Here is an 18,103-nt window from a genome sequence, read left to right as displayed (position 1 = left end):
AATAAGCTTTCATTAGAGCATGTCTGCAATCAGGAGGTCGATAGCGAGATGAATTGGTATGAAATGCGTGCACATGAAGTGGAAGAAAGAACGAATACGAATGTGAAGGTAGGACTGTCAGAGCAAGAAGCGGAAGGGCGCTTAAAGAAGCTAGGGCCAAATGAATTACAAGAAGCAAAGCGGCCTTCTGCACTTCTTGTATTTTTGGCGCAGTTTAAAGATTTTATGGTACTTGTTTTGTTTGGTGCGACAATCATTTCAGCTTTTTTAGGAGAGTATATTGATTCGATTGCAATTGTCGCAATTGTTATTATCAATGGTGTTCTTGGTTTTTTTCAAGAAAGAAAAGCAGAAAAATCATTGGAGGCTTTGAAAGAATTAGCTGCCCCGCAAGTAACGGTTTTACGAAATGGAAAATGGATGAAAATACCATCTAAAGCACTTGTCCTTGGGGATATCATTAAATTTTCTAGCGGCGACCGTATTGGTGCTGATATTCGTCTTGTTGAAGCATCGAGTTTATATATCGAGGAATCGGCTTTAACGGGAGAATCTGTACCTGTTCAAAAGAAAGTGGAAGCATTAAGCGGTCAAAATGTTGCGATTGGTGATCAAAAAAATATGGCATTTATGGGGACGATGATAACAAGGGGTTCCGGGGCCGGAGTAGTAGTAGCTACAGGGATGAACACGGCTATGGGGCAGATTGCAAATCTGTTGCAAAATGCAGAGCAAATGGAAACACCGCTGCAAAGAAGATTAGAACAACTTGGGAAGATTCTAATCATTGTTGCCCTTATTTTAACAGCACTTGTTGTACTAGCTGGAGTGTATCAAGGGAATGAAGTGTATCATATGTTCTTAGCGGGTGTGTCACTTGCTGTTGCAGCAATTCCAGAAGGATTACCAGCGATTGTTACGGTCGCATTGTCACTTGGTGTACAGCGCATGATTAAAAAGAGAGCGATTGTTCGAAAATTACCAGCAGTAGAAACTTTAGGATGTGCTTCTGTTATTTGTTCGGACAAAACGGGTACGATGACACAAAATAAAATGATGGTAACACATATGTGGTCAGGTGGCGAAACATGGCATGTAACCGGGCAAGGCTACGAGCCTACTGGATCATTTATGAAAGGTGAGCAGAAGGTTAATCCGGAATCTACAAGGGCGTTATATCAATTATTAACATTTGGGTGTTTATGCAATAACGCGAGCATTGTAAAAAAGAAAAAAACATATGTCCTAGATGGAGATCCGACAGAAGGTGCGCTCGTTGCAGCGGCGATGAAAGCAGGAATATCCCGAGAAGCTTTAAAAGAGAAGTTTGAAATTATTCATGAACTCCCTTTTGATTCCACACGAAAAATGATGAGCGTAATCGTTCGTGATCGTGATGGTAGAAAATTTGTAGTCACAAAAGGGGCACCTGATGTTCTTTTGCAAATGAGCCAAACAATTTTATGGGGGGATAAACAGCAACCTTTAAGTGAGTTATATCGTAAAGAAGTGCAAGCGGCAATTTATAACCTTGGAAGTCAAGCGCTTCGAACGATTGCTGTTGCATTTAGGGCTTTAAAAGTAACAGATTCAATTGAACATGAAAGAGAAGTAGAAAAAGATTTCATGCTTGTCGGGATACAAGGAATGATAGACCCGCCAAGACCAGAAGTGAAACAGGCCGTAAAAGAGTGTAAAGAGGCTGGTATTAAAACGGTAATGATTACAGGAGACCATAAAGTAACAGCGATGGCAATTGCGGAGCAGTTAGGGGTTTTACCACCGAATGGCCGCGTTATAGAAGGTGTAGAATTAGCAAATATGTCTGTAGATGAACTAGAGGATATTGTAGAAGATACCTATGTATTTGCACGTGTATCTCCTGAACATAAATTAAAAATTGTAAAAGCTCTTCAAAATAAAGATCATATTGTGGCGATGACAGGTGATGGAGTGAATGACGCTCCTGCTATTAAAACAGCTGATATTGGGATAGCGATGGGAATTACAGGAACGGATGTAGCTAAAGAAGCTTCCTCTCTTGTTTTGCTAGATGATAACTTTGCTACGATTAAATCGGCAATTAAAGAGGGACGAAATATATATGAGAATATTCGGAAGTTCATTCGGTATTTATTAGCATCAAATGTTGGAGAGATTTTAGTTATGTTATTTGCGATGATGCTTGCTTTACCACTTCCGATGGTTCCAATTCAAATTTTATGGGTGAATTTAGTAACAGATGGTTTACCAGCAATGGCACTAGGGTTAGATGCAGCTGAGGGAGATGTGATGAGAAGAAATCCACGGCATCCGAAAGAAGGGGTGTTTGCAAGAGGGTTGGCTTGGAAAATTGTGAGTAGAGGCTTTTTAATTGGTATTGTAACCTTGCTGGCATTTATTATTGCATTTAATCAGCATCCAAATGAATTGAAATATGCGCAAACAGTAGCTTTTGCTACACTAGTTTTAGCACAGCTTATTCATGTATTTGACTGCCGCAGTGAACACTCTATATTCCATCGTAATCCTTTTGGGAATATATATTTGGTTGGAGCAGTTATTATTTCGGTGTTATTAATGCTTGTGGTTATTTATTATCCACCACTGCAACCGATTTTTAGTACAATGCCAATTCAAGCGAGAGATTGGTTATTAATCGTTGGTTTATCGTCCATTCCAACATTTTTATTAGTCGGCTCTTTATTGACAGGGAAAAAGGAGAAGAAGAAGCCGATATTGTATAAGAGAGGCATAAACTTGAAATAGTCAATGATATGAAAATGTGATATAATTTACAAAAGGTAGTAGAGTTGCATCTCTATTACCTTTTTCATTGAGTTATTTCATGGTGTGGATGTGATAAAGATGATTTCTAGTATGACAGGATTTGGAAGAGCGAAAGTGGAAAATGATGCTTTTCAAATTACAGTAGAAATGAAGTCAGTGAACCATCGTTTTTTAGAGATGAACATTCGACTTCCGAAACAAATGATGGTTTTTGAGGACAAAATTCGTAAGTTAATTGCAGAACAAGTTCGCCGCGGGCGTATTGAAGTGTCCATTATTATTACAGGGGAAGGGCTTGTTGAAAGAAAGTTAAGTGTGAATTGGCCGCTTCTCAAGCAGTATAAATCCATTATGGAAGACGTGAAAACGAAATTTCAATTACAAGATTCCATTACACTTCAACAATTAATGGCAATGCCAGAAGTAACGGCGATTGAAGAAATGGAAAATGTAAATGAACAATTTGAACAAAATTTATATGAAGCTGTTCGCCAAGCTGCTCGTACGTTAAAAACGATGAGAGATGGCGAAGGAGAACGATTACATAAAGATATGGCGTATCGTTTACAAGAGATACACGATTGTGTAAATGCGATTATTCCGCATGCACCAATTGTTACTCAAAAATATCGTGAACGATTGGAAAATCGCTTAAAAGAATTACATAATCATGAGTTAGATGAACAAAGGTTGCTGACAGAGGTAGCGATGTTTGCGGAGCGCTCGGATATTCATGAAGAATTGGTTCGCTTGCAAAGTCATTTAGCTCAATTTCATGAAGCCCTTGAGATCGAGGAGCCTGTTGGTAGAAAAATGGATTTCATTGTACAAGAGATGCATCGGGAAATTAACACGATCGGTTCTAAGGCAAACGACTTAACAATTTCAAAATATGTTGTAGAAATGAAAAATAACCTTGAAAAAATTCGTGAACAGGTACAAAATATTGAGTAGCTGTCAAAAAATATATAAAGTTATACGTGGTGGGGAAATCGGATAGACTTACTAGGAGGCGCAAACTATGGCCATGCGGTTTTTAAATATTGGATATGGGAATATTGTATCTGCTCATCGAATTATTGCAATTGTAAGTCCGGAGTCAGCTCCTATTAAACGAACGGTGCAGGAAGCGCGTGAACATAACGTGTTACTAGATGCTACGTATGGGAGAAAAACAAGGGCGGTTATTGTTATGGATGATGGGCATATTGTACTAAGCCCAATTCAGCCAGAGACGATTGCACATCGTTTAAATAATAAAGAAGATTTAAGTGAGGAAGGGTAGGTTTTACATATTTATGAGAAGTAGAAGAGGGTTGCTCATCGTTCTTTCAGGACCTTCTGGCGTTGGGAAAGGGACAGTTCGAAAAGAGTTGTTCAGCCATGAAGATACAAGATTTCAATACTCTATTTCAGTAACGACACGTAAACCGCGTGAAGGTGAAGTAGATGGTGTGGATTATTTCTTTAAAGAGAGAGAAGAGTTTGAAGAAATGATTCGTAACGAAAAGCTGCTTGAGTGGGCAGAGTTCGTTGGGAATTACTATGGAACACCAATCGATTATGTTGAAAAAACATTGCAAGAAGGAAAAGATGTATTCTTAGAAATTGAAGTACAAGGAGCAATTCAAGTAAAGAAAGCTTTCCCAGAAGGGGTATTTATTTTCTTAGCTCCTCCAAGCTTATCAGAGCTTAAGAATCGCATCGTTGGTCGCGGTACAGAGACTGAAGATGTTATTGAAAATCGTTTAACTGTAGCAAAAGAAGAAATCGAGATGATGGACGCTTATGACTATGTAGTAGAAAATGATAAAGTAGAACTTGCTTGTGAACGCATTAAAGCTATTGTGGTTGGTGAACATTGCCGCCGCGACAGAGTAGCGAAATATTATAAAGAAATGACGGAGGGTATATAATATGTTAAATCCATCAATTGATTCATTGCTAAAAAAAATCGACTCTAAATATACATTAGTAACAGTAGCGGCAAAACGCGCTCGTGAAATGCAAATGGCTAACAACTGTGTTGTTGAAAATCCTGTTTCTCATAAATGTGTAGGTAAAGCGTTGGAAGAAATCGATGCGGAAGCATTAAATTATGTACCAAGCGAAGAGAAAGTATCTGAGTAAGGCATTCTCTTCGACAAATGAAAACATAGACTTTATACTTTTCTATGTAACGGTAACAACCTATTTACAAGTAGGTTGTTATTTTTTTACGATAGAGCTAAAAGAAATAGGTTTTTGTTTAATGAAATACTAGCACTGACGAGCTGGAATGAATACATTTCAGCAGAATAAGTTTGAAAAAGAAAGAGGACGAGTCATATGCTAAAAGGGAAAAAGATACTTCTATGTGTAACAGGAGGCATTGCTGTTTTTAAAGCGGCTGCGTTAACGAGTAAATTAACACAAGCAGGAGCACTTGTAAAAGTAATGATGAGTGAATCGGCGATGAAATTTGTTACACCTCTTACATTTCAAGCGCTTTCTCGCCATGATGTATACACGGATACGTTTGATGAAAAAGATTCTGCAGTTATCGCTCATATTGATTTAGCGGATTGGGCGGACGTTGTGCTTATTGCACCAGCAACAGCGAATTGTATCGGAAAATTAGCAAATGGTATTGCTGATGATATGATCACAACAACATTGTTAGCTACTATAGCACCAGTCTGGATTGCACCTGCTATGAATGTGCATATGTATGAAAATAAAATTGTCCAAAAGAATATGATGACGTTAAAAGCGTTGGGATATACATTTATTGAACCTGGAGAAGGCTTTTTAGCATGTGGATATGTTGCGAAAGGTCGATTAGAAGAACCAGAAACAATTATCGCTCGATTACAAGAAGCGTTTTCAGAACATAAACCATTAAAGGGAAAGAAAATTTTAGTAACTGCTGGCCCAACGCGTGAAAAAATTGATCCAGTACGTTTTATGACGAACTTTTCTTCAGGGAAAATGGGGTATGCGCTAGCGGAAGTTGCTGCTAACTTAGGAGCGGATGTAATACTTGTTTCAGGTCCAACTGCAATAGCACCACCTGTAAATGTAACAACTGTGCAAGTAGAATCTGCACAAGATATGTTAGAAGCTGTAATGCAACATTATGGATCTATGGATGTTGTTATTAAAACAGCTGCAGTAGCAGACTATCGCCCGAAAATTGTGCATAATCAGAAGATGAAAAAGAAAAGTGGCGATGCAGTCATTGAGTTAGAAAGAACAATCGATATTTTGAAAACACTCGGTGAGAAAAAAGAGCATCAACTCCTAATTGGTTTTGCTGCTGAAACGACAAATATAGAAGAATATGCAACGAAAAAATTGCGTAAAAAAAATGCAAATATGATTGTTGCAAATGATGTGAAAGCACAAGGTGCAGGATTCGGTACGGATACGAATATTGTAACAATGTATAGAAAAGATGGAGAAGTTATTCGATTACCTCTTTTAACAAAGAAAGAAGTTGCACGTGAAATTTTAATGCAAATTAAAGCGATGTTAGAAGAGGATCGTGTATGAAATTTGCAAGTGTAATCGTTGATGTACCGGCACGTCAAACAGATCGCCCGTTTGATTATGTTATCCCTAAGAAATGGGAAGATATTGTACAAACAGGTATGCGTGTAGTCGTTCCGTTTGGTCCACGGAAATTACAAGGCTTTATTATTGAAATAAAAGATTCAGTCGATGTGGAAAGTAAAAAGTTAAAAGCATTGCATGAAATACTAGATGTTACGCCAGTTTTAAATGAAGAATTATTACAACTTGGTTTTTGGCTGACGGATGAAACATTATGTTATATGATTTCAGCTTTTCAAGTTATGCTTCCAGCTGCGATAAAAGCGACTTATAAAAAACGGCTACAGCTCCATAAAACAGCTGCAGTGGCGCCGGAAATTCGTGATTTGTTTCAAGGGAAAGAAGCGATAGATTGGGAAGAAATTGCTACGCACTCACATATGTATCGCATGGTTCAAAAAGAGATAACAAACGGCACTATTGAAGTCATCTATAAAGTAAAAGATAAGGTGCAAAAGAAGAAACAAAGGGTGATTCAGCCAGAATTGCCACAGGAACAATTAGAGGCAGCTGCCTTTGAGCTGAAAAGTAAAAAGCAACAAGATGTACTGTATTACTTTGTAGAAAATTATCAGAGTGTGCCATTAAAAACATTAACAGAAGAACTACAAATAACAGATGCACCGGTAAAGTCGCTTGTGAAAAAAGGGTTGCTTTTAGAACAGTACATTGAAGTATATCGTAACCCATATGACGATGAGGCTTTTGAACAAACAAAGCCATTTCCGCTCACAGATGAACAAAATCAAGTGATTACGCCCATCTTGTCATCCATTACAAATGAAACATATAATCCATTTTTACTATATGGTGTTACAGGAAGCGGTAAAACAGAAGTGTATTTGCAATCCATTGCTGCGGTGTTGAAAAAGGGAAAAGAGGCGATTGTACTTGTTCCAGAAATTGCGTTAACACCGCAAATGGTAGATCGATTTAAAGGACGTTTTGGTTCGCAAGTTGCGGTTCTTCATAGTGCGCTTTCTGTTGGGGAAAAATATGATGAATGGCGGAAAATTTTACGAAAAGAAGTAAAAGTTGTTGTTGGAGCACGCTCCGCTATTTTTGCTCCATTTGAAAACTTAGGAATTATTATTATTGATGAAGAACATGAGTCAAGTTATAAACAAGAAGATAATCCGAAATATCATGCCAGGGATGTTGCGATTTGGCGAGGGCAATATCATAATTGTCCAATCGTGCTCGGCAGTGCAACGCCCACTCTAGAATCATTTGCTAGAGCGAAAAAAGGTGTTTATGAGCTACTAACCATGCAAAAGCGTATGAATGAACAAGCGTTGCCGACAGTAGAAATTGTTGATATGCGTGAGGAACTGCGTGATGGAAATCGTTCTATGTTTTCAAAATTACTTCATGAGAAAATAGCGGATCGGTTAGAAAAGAAAGAACAAATGGTTCTTTTTTTAAATCGAAGAGGCCATTCAACGTTTGTCATGTGTCGTGATTGTGGTTATGTGGTGCAATGTCCACACTGTGATATATCACTCACCTATCATAAAATGAATCATCGTTTAAAATGTCACTATTGCAGTTATGAGGAAAGTATGCCAACTGCTTGTCCTGCTTGTAATAGTTCGTATATTCGTTTCTTTGGGACAGGAACACAAAAGGTAGAAGAAGAAATTACAAAGTTATTTCCAGAGGCGCGGGTTATCCGTATGGATGTTGATACAACGAGTCGCAAAGGAATGCACGAAAAGTTATTAAAAGCCTTCGGTGAAGAGAAAGCTGATATCTTACTTGGAACACAGATGATCGCTAAAGGGCTTGATTTTCCAAAGGTTACACTTGTTGGTGTCTTAACAGCTGATACGATGCTACATTTACCAGATTTTCGAGCAAGCGAGAAAACGTATCAGTTATTGACACAGGTGAGTGGACGTGCAGGTCGACATGAATTACCAGGAGAAGTAGTAATTCAAACGTATACGCCAGAACACTATAGCGTAGAACTAGCAAAGAATCAGCAGTACGATGTATTTTTTGAACAAGAAATGCAAATGAGAAAAACGAGGCAATACCCGCCATACTACTATGTCGCACTTGTAACCGTTTCGCATCCAGAGTTATTAAAAGCAGTGCAAGTAACGGAAAAAATTGTCGGTTATTTACGAACGCATTGCTCGCGGCAAACAATGGTGCTAGGACCGGTTGCTTCAGCAATTCCAAGGATAAAAGATAGATATCGATACCAATGCATGATAAAATACAAGCGGGAACCAAACTTAAAGTACGTGCTCAAAATGGTAAATGAACATTATCAAGCAGAAATGCAAAAAGATTTGCAGATCTCAATCGACTTTAATCCAACAATGTTAATGTAGCGGAGGAAAATATGGCAGTTTTAGAAATTGTAAAGCATCCAGATGAAGTGTTAGAAACCCCATGTGAACGGGTAATGAACTTTGATAAAAAGTTAGTGAATTTGTTAAAAGATATGCATGAAACAATGTTAGTTGCAGATGGTGTTGGTTTAGCAGCACCACAAGTCGGCGTAAGTTTGCAAGTGGCAGTTGTTGATATTGGTGATGATACGGGAAAAATCGAACTGATTAATCCAGTTATTTTAGAAAAACGTGGTGAACAAGTAGGTCCCGAAGGCTGCTTAAGCTTTCCGGGACTTTATGGTGAAGTGGAGCGTGCAGAGTATATTAAAGTACGTGCACAAAATCGTCGTGGTAAAATCTTTTTATTAGAGGCAGATGATTTTTTAGCACGCGCAATCCAACATGAAATCGACCATTTACATGGTGTGTTATTTACATCAAAAGTGACGAGATATTATGAGGAAAATGAATTAGAAGAGATGTAAAAGGAGCGGTTTTTGAATGATAAAAGTAGTATTTATGGGAACACCGGACTTTTCTGTACCGGTGCTTCGTCGTCTTATTGAAGATGGATATGATGTAATTGGTGTTGTAACGCAGCCGGATCGTCCAGTGGGAAGAAAAAAGGTTATGACACCAACACCTGTTAAGGTGGAAGCGGAAAAACATGGTATTCCGGTGTTACAGCCGTTAAAAATTCGTGAAAAAGACGAATATGAAAAAGTATTGGCATTAGAGCCGGATTTAATTGTGACAGCTGCGTTCGGACAAATTGTACCAAACGAAATTTTAGAAGCACCAAAGTATGGATGTATTAATGTTCATGCTTCATTACTTCCAGAACTTCGCGGCGGTGCACCAATTCATTACTCCATCATGCAGGGAAAAGAAAAAACAGGTATCACAATTATGTATATGGTGGAAAAATTAGATGCTGGTGATATTTTAACGCAAGTAGAAGTGGAAATCGAAGAACGTGAAACAACTGGTTCATTATTTGATAAATTAAGTGAGGCTGGAGCGCACTTATTATCAAAAACAGTTCCGCTTTTAATACAAGGAAAATTAGAACCGATTAAACAAAATGAGGATGAAGTAACATTCGCTTACAATATTAAACGTGAGCAAGAAAAGATTGATTGGATGAAAACAGGAGAAGAGGTTTACAATCACATTCGTGGTTTAAATCCGTGGCCAGTTGCTTATACAACTTTAGCAGGGCAAGTTGTAAAAGTATGGTGGGGCGAAAAAGTTCCTGTAACAGTACAGGCTGAAGCTGGTTCTATTGTAGCAATTGAAGAAGATGGTTTCGTTGTGGCAACAGGAAATGAAACAGGTGTTAAAATTACTGAGTTACAACCATCTGGTAAAAAGCGCATGAGTTGTTCACAATTTTTACGTGGAACAAAACCTGAAATTGGTACGAAGTTAGGAGAAGACGCATGAGACAAAATGTTCGTGAGTTAGCTCTTGATGGTCTAATTCAAGTAGAGAAAAGTGGCGCTTATAGCAACTTACTTTTAAATAATTTGATTGAAAAAAGTGCGATTGATAGAAAAGATATTGGTTTGTTAACTGAGATTGTCTATGGAACGATTCAACGTCGTGATACACTTGACTATTATTTACAACCATTTTTAAGAAAAAAAGTTGAAGCGTGGGTAAAAATATTACTTCGCTTATCTTTATATCAAATGCTATATTTAGATCGCGTCCCAGAAAGAGCGGCGATTCATGAGGCTGTTGAGATTGCAAAACGTCGTGGTCATAAAGGAATTGCAGGGATGGTAAACGGGGTACTCCGTTCGATTCAACGTGAAGGTGTGCCATCTTTAGAGGAGATACAAAATCCTGTAGAGCGAGTTTCTGTTGCAACGAGTCATCCAGAGTGGCTTGTACAAGAGTGGGTATCAGCATACGATTTAGAAACAGCGCAAAAAATGTGCGAAGTAAATATGGTTCCGCCGGTACCGACAGCACGTGTGAATGTTGATAAAATAACGGTAGAAGAAGCGATTGCTTTGCTAGAACGTGAGGGTGTACAAGCAAAATGTGGTGATTTATCAGAAGATGCTATCCAAATTGAAAAAGGAAACGTAGCGCATACAGAAGCGTTTAAAAACGGTTTCCTTTCTATTCAAGATGAAAGCTCTATGCTTGTTGCGCGTGCTTTGAAACCCGAAGAAGGAGATATGGTTCTTGATAGCTGCGCGGCGCCTGGTGGGAAAACAACACACATTGCAGAGCGTTTAAAGGGGACTGGTCAGGTAACGTCGCTGGATTTACATCCGCATAAAGTTCGTCTAATTCAGCAACAGGCGAAGCGTCTAGAATTAGAGAACATTGAAACAAAGGCGCTAGATGCCAGAAAAGTTCAAGAACATTTTGCGAACGAAAGCTTTGACAAAATATTAGTAGACGCACCATGTTCTGGATTTGGTGTTATCAGACGTAAGCCTGATATTAAATTAGGTAAAGAAAAAGGCGATAGTGAAAGACTGTCGACAATTCAGCTATCGATACTAGAAAAGGTAGCTCCACTGTTAAAAGCAGGTGGTCGCCTTGTTTATAGTACGTGTACAATTGAAAAAATAGAAAATGAACAAGTGATAGAGCGATTTTTACAAGAGCATCCTGAATTTGAATGGGATACTACTATGAAAGAGCGCATGCCAGAAAAATTACGTCCTTATATAAATGAAGGGCAAGTACAAATTTTACCGCATTATTTTGCAACAGATGGCTTTTATATTGCTTGTTTAAGAAAGAAGGTGTAGCATCATGGAAACGACTGTAAAAAAACAAAAGAAAGATTTAGAAACAAAAAAAACATCTATTTACTCTTTACAACTTCATGAAATGCAAAATTGGTTAAAGGAACAAGGTGAACCGAAATTCCGTGCAGGTCAAATTTTTGATTGGCTATATAAAAAGCGTGTAAAAAATTATGAGGATATGACAAATCTTTCAAAAGGATTGCGTGATAAATTGTCGAATTCCTTTGATATTACTACTTTAAATACATTAGTAAAGCAAACATCTTCTGATGGGACAATTAAGTTTTTATTCCAATTATATGATGGGTATTCTATCGAAACAGTATTAATGCGACATGAATATGGAAATTCCATTTGTGTAACAACACAGGTAGGTTGCCGAATTGGTTGTACATTCTGTGCATCAACACTAGGTGGTTTAAAGCGAAACCTAGAGGCTGGAGAAATCGTAGCGCAAGTAGTAGAGGTTCAACGTGCGCTTGATGAGACAGATGAGCGCGTGAGTTCTCTTGTTGTAATGGGAATTGGAGAGCCGTTTGATAACTACGATAACTTAATGTCGTTTTTACGCATTATTAACCATGAAAAAGGAATTCATATTGGTGCACGTCATATGACGGTTTCAACAAGTGGAATCATCCCGAAAATTTATAAGTTTGCTGAAGAGGATATGCAAATTAACTTTGCGATTTCATTGCACGCTCCAAATACAGAATTACGCTCAAAATTAATGCCGATTAACCGTGCTTATAAGCTGCCTGACTTAATGGAAGCTATTAAATACTATGTAAATAGAACCGGGCGTCGCATTACGTTTGAATATGGCTTATTTGGAGGAGAAAACGACCAAGTTGAGCATGCCGAAGAATTGGCTCAACTTTTAAAAGGTGTAAAATGTCATGTGAACTTAATTCCGGTAAACTATGTACCAGAACGCGATTACGTAAGAACACCACGTGAACAAATTTTCTTATTTGAAAAAACGTTGAAAGACCGTGGAGTGAATGTAACGATTCGCCGTGAACAAGGTCATGATATTGATGCTGCCTGCGGTCAGTTGCGTGCAAAGGAGCGCAAAGAAGAGACGAGGTGACAAGATGAAAGCCGTGTTTCTATCGGATAAAGGGAAAGTTCGTCAACATAATGAAGATAGTGCAGGAGTTTTTCATAATTTAGATGGAGATATTTTAGCTGTTGTAGCTGATGGAATGGGAGGTCATCGAGCAGGCGATGTTGCTAGCTCGATGGCCATTCAACTATTCCATGATTATTGGAAACAAACGTATAATATGGATACACCAAAAAAGGCCGAAGAATGGCTACATACAAACGTTGAGATGATTAACGAGAGGGTATACGAATACTCGAAGAAACATACAGAGTGTAGTGGTATGGGAACTACTGTTATTGTTGCGATTTGTACAGCGGGATTTGTAACAATTGGACACATAGGAGATAGTCGATGTTACATGTTATCAGATGATGAGATTTCACTTATAACTGAAGACCATTCACTTGTAAATGAACTTGTCAGATATGGTGAGATTTCAAAAGAGGATGCAGAGTATCATCCAAAAAAGAATTTGCTTTTACGAGCGCTTGGAACAGAAGAAAAAGTTGGATTAGATGTTAAAACATTAGTGTTAGAAGAAAATGATCAACTGCTTCTTTGCTCTGACGGATTATCAAATAAAGTTGCTATGGATGATATGCGAAAGATTTTGCAATTAAACGAACAACTCGAGACAAAGGGAGAACATCTTGTTCAACTTGCGAATGATCGTGGGGGAGAAGATAATATTACCCTTGTCATTGTTGATTATGCGGATTCGGCAAACGAAAGTAGGTGAATTACAACGTGCTGATTGGAAAACGCCTAAACGACCGTTATAAGCTACTGAAAATGATCGGTGGCGGAGGGATGGCCAATGTATATTTGGCTCATGATGATATACTAGGCCGAGATGTAGCGGTAAAAATATTAAGACTCGATTATGCAAATAATGATGAGTTTATTAAACGTTTCCATCGAGAAGCGCAATCTGTTACAACGTTGTCGCATCCAAATATTGTGAATATGTATGATGTTGGGGAAGAAGATGGAATTTATTATCTTGTTATGGAATATGTACCTGGACAAACATTAAAGCAATACATAACGCAGCGTGGAATGTTACCGATAGGAGAAGCTCTTGATATTATGGAGCAGTTAACATCTGCAATGGCACATGCGCATCATTTTGAAATTGTCCATAGAGATATAAAGCCACATAACATCTTAATTCGGAATGATGGAGTCGTGAAGGTGACAGACTTTGGGATTGCGACTGCTACAAGTGCAACGGCGATAACGCATACGAACTCAGTGCTTGGTTCGGTCCATTACTTGTCACCAGAGCAAGCACGTGGAGGGATAGCGAATAAACAATCGGATATTTATTCGCTTGGTATTGTTATGTTTGAATTACTAACAGGGCGACAACCTTTCTCAGGAGAGTCTGCAGTCGCGATCGCTTTAAAACATTTACAGAATGAAACACCATCTCCAAAACGCTGGAATCCAGATATTCCGCAAAGTGTAGAAAATATTATTTTAAAAGCAACTGCAAAAGATCCATTTCATCGCTATCAGTCTGCTAATGCGATGAAGAGAGATATTGAAACGGCGCTATATCCAGAACGTATTAACGAACAACCATTTTATATACCTGAAGATATGGAAGCGACGAAGGCAATTCCAATTATTCAACAAGAACAATTATTTGGAAATGTAAGCGATGAAACAATTGTATTGAATGGAAGTAAAGCGGATGAACAGATAAAAGATGAAGAAGTGAAACCGAACGAGAAAAAAAAGCGAAGTAACAAATGGCTGAAAGTGTTACTTACAACATTTTTACTTTTAGCAATCGGCACAACGTTAGCGCTGACTGTGATTCCAGGATTCTTTATTCCTAAAGACGTAAAAACTCCTGATGTGTCTGGTATGAAGTATGAGACTGCTGTTAACACTCTTGTTGAGAAAGGATTTGAAGTTGCTGAACCGAACATTGTTTATACAGATGATGTTGAAGCTGGGAAAGTAATTAAAACAAGTCCGGCAGCAGGAAGGGTTGTAAAAGAAAGGTCGAAAATTACTATCTATCAATCCGGTGGAAAAAAGAAGGATAAGATGAGTAATTTAATCGGAAAAGATTTTGATAGTTTGAAGGACGAATTGGAAGGGAAGTATAAAATTGTTGTTCGATACGATATTGAAAGCGAAAAACCAAAAGGTGAAATCGTAGAACAAAGTCCAGCAGCAGACCAAATGGTTGTGGAAGCGGAGCAAGATGTGAAAGTTTGGGTGAGTAAAGGTCCTTACCAAATTCGACCTGTTGATTTTTCTGGATGGACGGAAAATAGTGTGAATAGCTATTTAAATGAAAAGAAACTGGTCCCAGATATAAAAAGAGAATATTCGGATACTGTTGATAAGGGACAAGTAATTTCACAATCACCAAAACCAGGAACGCCGTTAAAAGAAGGGGATAAAGTAACGATTACTGTCTCTGATGGTCCGAAGCCTAAAGTAACGAAAACAGTAAAGGTTGATAACATTTCGATTCCGTATGAGCCTCCTGCAACAGGTGAGAAAAAGCCACAAACAATTGAAATTTATAAAGAAGATATGCAGCAGAAAATGGATAAGCCGATTGAAACGCGAACAATAACAGAATCTGCTACTATTTCTTTGGAATTTGTGATTCAAGAAGGAACAAAAGGCCATTACAAAATTGTTCGAGATGGGACGACAATTATTGATAAAGAAGTGCCATATCCAGCCTAGTAAAGGTGTGTCTCTATTTGGTGGATTCCACCTTCTTTGTATGGAGAGTGGAATTTGTTGCTCTTGCCTGTTATGCTGTTAACGTAGAAGGGTAAGAAATTACGTTTTGAAATAGAAGGACAGCCATAAAAGTGAAGTGGAAATAAAGGAGAATCTGAACTGATAAATAGTCAGTTTTATCCTAGTATTCGCTGGCAGTACCCCGTCTCAATATTTTAAGGAAGGGATAACTGTATGGAGAGGCTGATAACAATTTCACTTTATATAGAATAAAGGAGAATTATATGGCAGAAGGAAAAATTGTAAAAGCTTTAAGTGGTTTTTATTATGTACAGCATGAAGGTGGCATTACACAATGCCGTGGTCGTGGTGTATTCAGAAAAAATAAAATTACACCACTTGTAGGAGATCAAGTAGTTTTTCAAGCGGAGAATCCGAATGAAGGCTATGTTTTAGAGATTTTTGAGCGGAAAAATGAACTTGTTAGGCCGCCAATTGCCAATGTTGATCAAGCAATCCTTGTTTTCTCAGCAGTTGAACCAGATTTTAACCCAGGGTTATTAGATCGATTTTTAGTATTAATTGAATATCATAACATTAAACCAATTATTTGTATCAGTAAAATGGATTTAGTAGATGAAAAAATGCGAGAAACTGTTGAATCTTATGCAAATGATTATCGTGAAATGGGATATGATGTGTTATTTACTTCTATAAATACATCGGAAAGTATTGATATTTTAAAACCATTCTTAGAAGGTTGTGTCTCAGTTGTTGCGGGGCAATCTGGTGTAGGGAAATCTTCCATGTTAAATGTATTACGCCCAGATTTAGCCCTAAAAACAGATGATATTTCATCGCATTTAGGGCGAGGGAAGCATACGACAAGGCATGTAGAGTTAATTGCAGTAGGAAGCGGTCTGGTTGCAGATACACCGGGTTTTAGCTCTCTTGATTTTATTGATATCGAAGTAGAAGATCTTACGTATTGTTTTCCAGAGTTGAAAGAAGAGAGTCAATACTGTAAATTTAGAGGGTGTACACACCTTTCAGAACCGAAATGTGCAGTAAAAGCTGCGGTTGAAGAAGGGAAAATTACACAATATCGTTATGAACATTACAAACAATTTGTAGAAGAAATTAGAGAGAGAAAGCCGAGGTATTAAATATGATTAAAATTGCACCATCGATTTTATCAGCAGATTTTTCCAAACTAGGGGAAGAAATTAAAGATGTAGAAAAGGGCGGAGCGGATTATATCCATGTTGACGTAATGGATGGGCATTTTGTTCCGAACATTACAATTGGTCCATTAATTGTAGAAGCGATTCGTCCAATTACATCTTTACCATTAGATGTACACTTAATGATTGAAAACCCGGATAACTATATCCCTACTTTTGCAAAAGCTGGAGCGGATATTATTACTGTTCATGTAGAGGTGTGCCCGCATTTACATCGTACGATTCAATTAATTAAATCACATGGTATTAAAGCTGGAGTTGTATTAAACCCACATACACCAGTTTCAATGATTGAACACGTATTGGGAGATATTGATATGGTATTACTTATGACAGTAAATCCAGGATTTGGTGGACAGAAGTTTATTCACTCTGTATTACCGAAAATTAAACAAGTTGCAGAAATGGTCAAAGAGCGTAATTTACAAGTAGAAATCGAAGTTGATGGTGGTGTGAATGCTGAGACTGCGAGACTTTGTGTAGAAGCTGGAGCAAATGTTCTTGTAGCAGGATCAGCAGTGTACAATCAAAAAGACCGCGGTGAAGCAATTCGAGTAATTCGTGGATAAGGAATATAGATAAGAAAACTTTTAAGACCTGTTAGAACGGGCTAATGTGAAAAAAGCAATCTACCGACTGGCAGATTGCTTTTTTCTATAGAAGGGAAAGAAAAGATGATTATTCATATTTTAGCTGGAGGACCGGCGGAGTACTGTGCTGATTTCTCTCGGTATGAAAATGAGGAAGTAGTATGGGCTGCGGTTGATCGTGGTGTATATCGTTTGTTGCAAAGAGGAATCATACCTACTGTTGCATTTGGTGATTATGACTCAGTTACAGATGAAGAATTAGCGTGGATGCAAAAACAGACAGATGAGTTACATATTGTTCCGCGTGAAAAAGATCAAACGGATTTAGAAATCGCAATTCATTGGGCACTGGAGCAAAAGCCGGATTTGATTCGCATTTTTGGTGCTACAGGCGGAAGGCTTGATCATGGGTTAGCGAACATACAAATGCTTTTAAAAGGGCTGGAAGCACATACTGAAATGTATATCGTTGACAATAAAAATGAAATCTCTGTAAAAAAAGTAGGCACATATATAATTGAAGAAAATGAACAATTTCCATACGTATCCTTTGTGCCTGTTACGGAAATTGTAAAAGGTATTACACTTCGTGGCTTTAAATATCCTCTTACTGATAAAACGATAGAATGGGGATCGACGCTTTGTATTAGTAATGAACTCATTGCGGAAAAAGGTACTTTTTCATTTGCTTCTGGCATATTAATGGTGATAAGAAGCACTGATTGAAGAAACACTTTTGCTACTTGCATCATATAGTAAACAAGTGGAGTAATGGGGATTAGGAGGGAAACCATGAGATTTTATACAATTAAGTTACCTAAATTTCTTGGTGGAATTGTTCGCGCGGTGTTAAATACCTTTAAAAAGGACTAAAAAAGCACCATTAATGGTGCTTTTTTCATGAGGATAATAAAAAAAGAGCCTATTGGCTCTT

Annotated in this window: 17 protein-coding genes; all 17 read left to right on the top strand. The window is 37.9% G+C overall.

The annotated features are described in order from the left end of the window. The first annotated feature begins 48 nt into the window (after positions 1-48). On the top strand, positions 49-2,769 hold the full coding sequence (locus tag C564_RS0105960) for a calcium-translocating P-type ATPase, SERCA-type (RefSeq protein WP_018764730.1): 2,721 nt from the start codon (positions 49-51) through the stop codon (positions 2,767-2,769). Between the two features lie 99 nt (positions 2,770-2,868). Continuing rightward, the gene (locus C564_RS0105955; protein WP_003208193.1) at positions 2,869-3,744 is read left to right on the top strand and encodes a YicC/YloC family endoribonuclease; all 876 of its coding nucleotides are present in this window, start codon (positions 2,869-2,871) and stop codon (positions 3,742-3,744) included. 67 nt (positions 3,745-3,811) lie between these two features. Beyond that, on the top strand, positions 3,812-4,075 hold the full coding sequence (gene remA / locus C564_RS0105950; RefSeq protein ID WP_001251459.1) for an extracellular matrix/biofilm regulator RemA: 264 nt from the start codon (positions 3,812-3,814) through the stop codon (positions 4,073-4,075). A 13-nt stretch (positions 4,076-4,088) separates the two neighbouring features. Next, on the top strand, positions 4,089-4,706 hold the full coding sequence (gene gmk, locus C564_RS0105945) for a guanylate kinase (RefSeq protein ID WP_003199649.1): 618 nt from the start codon (positions 4,089-4,091) through the stop codon (positions 4,704-4,706). Between the two features lies 1 nt (position 4,707). Next, the gene (gene rpoZ / locus C564_RS0105940; protein ID WP_003199650.1) at positions 4,708-4,920 is read left to right on the top strand and encodes a DNA-directed RNA polymerase subunit omega; all 213 of its coding nucleotides are present in this window, start codon (positions 4,708-4,710) and stop codon (positions 4,918-4,920) included. A gap of 198 nt (positions 4,921-5,118) precedes the next feature. Beyond that, entirely contained in the window at positions 5,119-6,324 is a 1,206-nt protein-coding gene (gene coaBC / locus C564_RS0105935) for a bifunctional phosphopantothenoylcysteine decarboxylase/phosphopantothenate--cysteine ligase CoaBC (protein WP_018764728.1), read from the top strand. Beyond that, on the top strand, positions 6,321-8,726 hold the full coding sequence (gene priA, locus C564_RS0105930) for a primosomal protein N' (protein ID WP_018764727.1): 2,406 nt from the start codon (positions 6,321-6,323) through the stop codon (positions 8,724-8,726). The genes coaBC and priA overlap by 4 nt, the downstream gene beginning before the upstream one ends. 11 nt (positions 8,727-8,737) lie before the next feature. Next, positions 8,738-9,214, top strand: coding sequence for a peptide deformylase (def, locus tag C564_RS0105925; RefSeq protein ID WP_003199655.1), 477 nt, complete (start codon positions 8,738-8,740; stop codon positions 9,212-9,214). Between the two features lie 16 nt (positions 9,215-9,230). Further along, entirely contained in the window at positions 9,231-10,175 is a 945-nt protein-coding gene (gene fmt / locus C564_RS0105920; RefSeq protein ID WP_003199658.1) for a methionyl-tRNA formyltransferase, read from the top strand. After that, entirely contained in the window at positions 10,172-11,506 is a 1,335-nt protein-coding gene (gene rsmB, locus C564_RS0105915; protein WP_018764726.1) for a 16S rRNA (cytosine(967)-C(5))-methyltransferase RsmB, read from the top strand. Before fmt ends, rsmB begins: the two co-directional genes overlap by 4 nt. Before the next feature lie 4 nt (positions 11,507-11,510). Continuing rightward, complete coding sequence (rlmN, locus tag C564_RS0105910) at positions 11,511-12,599, top strand: 23S rRNA (adenine(2503)-C(2))-methyltransferase RlmN (RefSeq protein ID WP_003199662.1); 1,089 nt, start codon at positions 11,511-11,513, stop codon at positions 12,597-12,599. A gap of 4 nt (positions 12,600-12,603) precedes the next feature. Then, on the top strand, positions 12,604-13,356 hold the full coding sequence (locus tag C564_RS0105905; protein ID WP_003199663.1) for a Stp1/IreP family PP2C-type Ser/Thr phosphatase: 753 nt from the start codon (positions 12,604-12,606) through the stop codon (positions 13,354-13,356). 8 nt (positions 13,357-13,364) lie between these two features. After that, positions 13,365-15,335: a Stk1 family PASTA domain-containing Ser/Thr kinase gene (gene pknB, locus C564_RS0105900; protein WP_018764725.1), complete on the top strand. Its 1,971-nt coding sequence runs from the start codon at positions 13,365-13,367 to the stop codon at positions 15,333-15,335. 284 nt (positions 15,336-15,619) lie between these two features. Further along, a complete protein-coding gene (rsgA, locus tag C564_RS0105895; protein ID WP_003199670.1) occupies positions 15,620-16,501 on the top strand; it encodes a ribosome small subunit-dependent GTPase A in 882 nt (293 codons plus the stop codon). Between the two features lie 2 nt (positions 16,502-16,503). Then, positions 16,504-17,148 (top strand): ribulose-phosphate 3-epimerase, encoded by a 645-nt coding sequence (gene rpe, locus C564_RS0105890; protein WP_003199671.1) that lies wholly within the window; start codon positions 16,504-16,506, stop codon positions 17,146-17,148. A 105-nt stretch (positions 17,149-17,253) separates the two neighbouring features. After that, positions 17,254-17,895, top strand: coding sequence for a thiamine diphosphokinase (locus tag C564_RS0105885; RefSeq protein WP_018764724.1), 642 nt, complete (start codon positions 17,254-17,256; stop codon positions 17,893-17,895). 66 nt (positions 17,896-17,961) lie between these two features. Then, the gene (gene spoVM / locus C564_RS31735) at positions 17,962-18,042 is read left to right on the top strand and encodes a stage V sporulation protein SpoVM (RefSeq protein WP_001213600.1); all 81 of its coding nucleotides are present in this window, start codon (positions 17,962-17,964) and stop codon (positions 18,040-18,042) included. Positions 18,043-18,103: the final 61 nt, after the last annotated feature.

This window comes from Bacillus sp. 105MF (assembly GCF_000374885.1).
GTDB classification, from domain to species: Bacteria; Bacillota; Bacilli; order Bacillales; family Bacillaceae_G; genus Bacillus_A; species Bacillus_A pseudomycoides.
This window is presented reverse-complemented; position numbering and strand designations above follow the sequence as displayed.

What these genes read in the sequence shown, in the direction of transcription:
- rlmN (WP_003199662.1), top strand. Translation starts at nt 11,511, where the DNA reads ATGGAAACGACTGTAAAAAAACAAAAGAAAGATTTAGAAACAAAAAAA.
- priA (WP_018764727.1), top strand. Translation starts at nt 6,321, where the DNA reads ATGAAATTTGCAAGTGTAATCGTTGATGTACCGGCACGTCAAACAGAT.
- rpe (WP_003199671.1), top strand. Translation starts at nt 16,504, where the DNA reads ATGATTAAAATTGCACCATCGATTTTATCAGCAGATTTTTCCAAACTA.
- rpoZ (WP_003199650.1), top strand. Translation starts at nt 4,708, where the DNA reads ATGTTAAATCCATCAATTGATTCATTGCTAAAAAAAATCGACTCTAAA.
- remA (WP_001251459.1), top strand. Translation starts at nt 3,812, where the DNA reads ATGGCCATGCGGTTTTTAAATATTGGATATGGGAATATTGTATCTGCT.
- coaBC (WP_018764728.1), top strand. Translation starts at nt 5,119, where the DNA reads ATGCTAAAAGGGAAAAAGATACTTCTATGTGTAACAGGAGGCATTGCT.
- spoVM (WP_001213600.1), top strand. Translation starts at nt 17,962, where the DNA reads ATGAGATTTTATACAATTAAGTTACCTAAATTTCTTGGTGGAATTGTT.
- rsmB (WP_018764726.1), top strand. Translation starts at nt 10,172, where the DNA reads ATGAGACAAAATGTTCGTGAGTTAGCTCTTGATGGTCTAATTCAAGTA.
- def (WP_003199655.1), top strand. Translation starts at nt 8,738, where the DNA reads ATGGCAGTTTTAGAAATTGTAAAGCATCCAGATGAAGTGTTAGAAACC.
- C564_RS0105955 (WP_003208193.1), top strand. Translation starts at nt 2,869, where the DNA reads ATGATTTCTAGTATGACAGGATTTGGAAGAGCGAAAGTGGAAAATGAT.
- C564_RS0105885 (WP_018764724.1), top strand. Translation starts at nt 17,254, where the DNA reads ATGATTATTCATATTTTAGCTGGAGGACCGGCGGAGTACTGTGCTGAT.
- rsgA (WP_003199670.1), top strand. Translation starts at nt 15,620, where the DNA reads ATGGCAGAAGGAAAAATTGTAAAAGCTTTAAGTGGTTTTTATTATGTA.
- fmt (WP_003199658.1), top strand. Translation starts at nt 9,231, where the DNA reads ATGATAAAAGTAGTATTTATGGGAACACCGGACTTTTCTGTACCGGTG.
- C564_RS0105960 (WP_018764730.1), top strand. Translation starts at nt 49, where the DNA reads ATGAATTGGTATGAAATGCGTGCACATGAAGTGGAAGAAAGAACGAAT.
- gmk (WP_003199649.1), top strand. Translation starts at nt 4,089, where the DNA reads ATGAGAAGTAGAAGAGGGTTGCTCATCGTTCTTTCAGGACCTTCTGGC.
- C564_RS0105905 (WP_003199663.1), top strand. Translation starts at nt 12,604, where the DNA reads ATGAAAGCCGTGTTTCTATCGGATAAAGGGAAAGTTCGTCAACATAAT.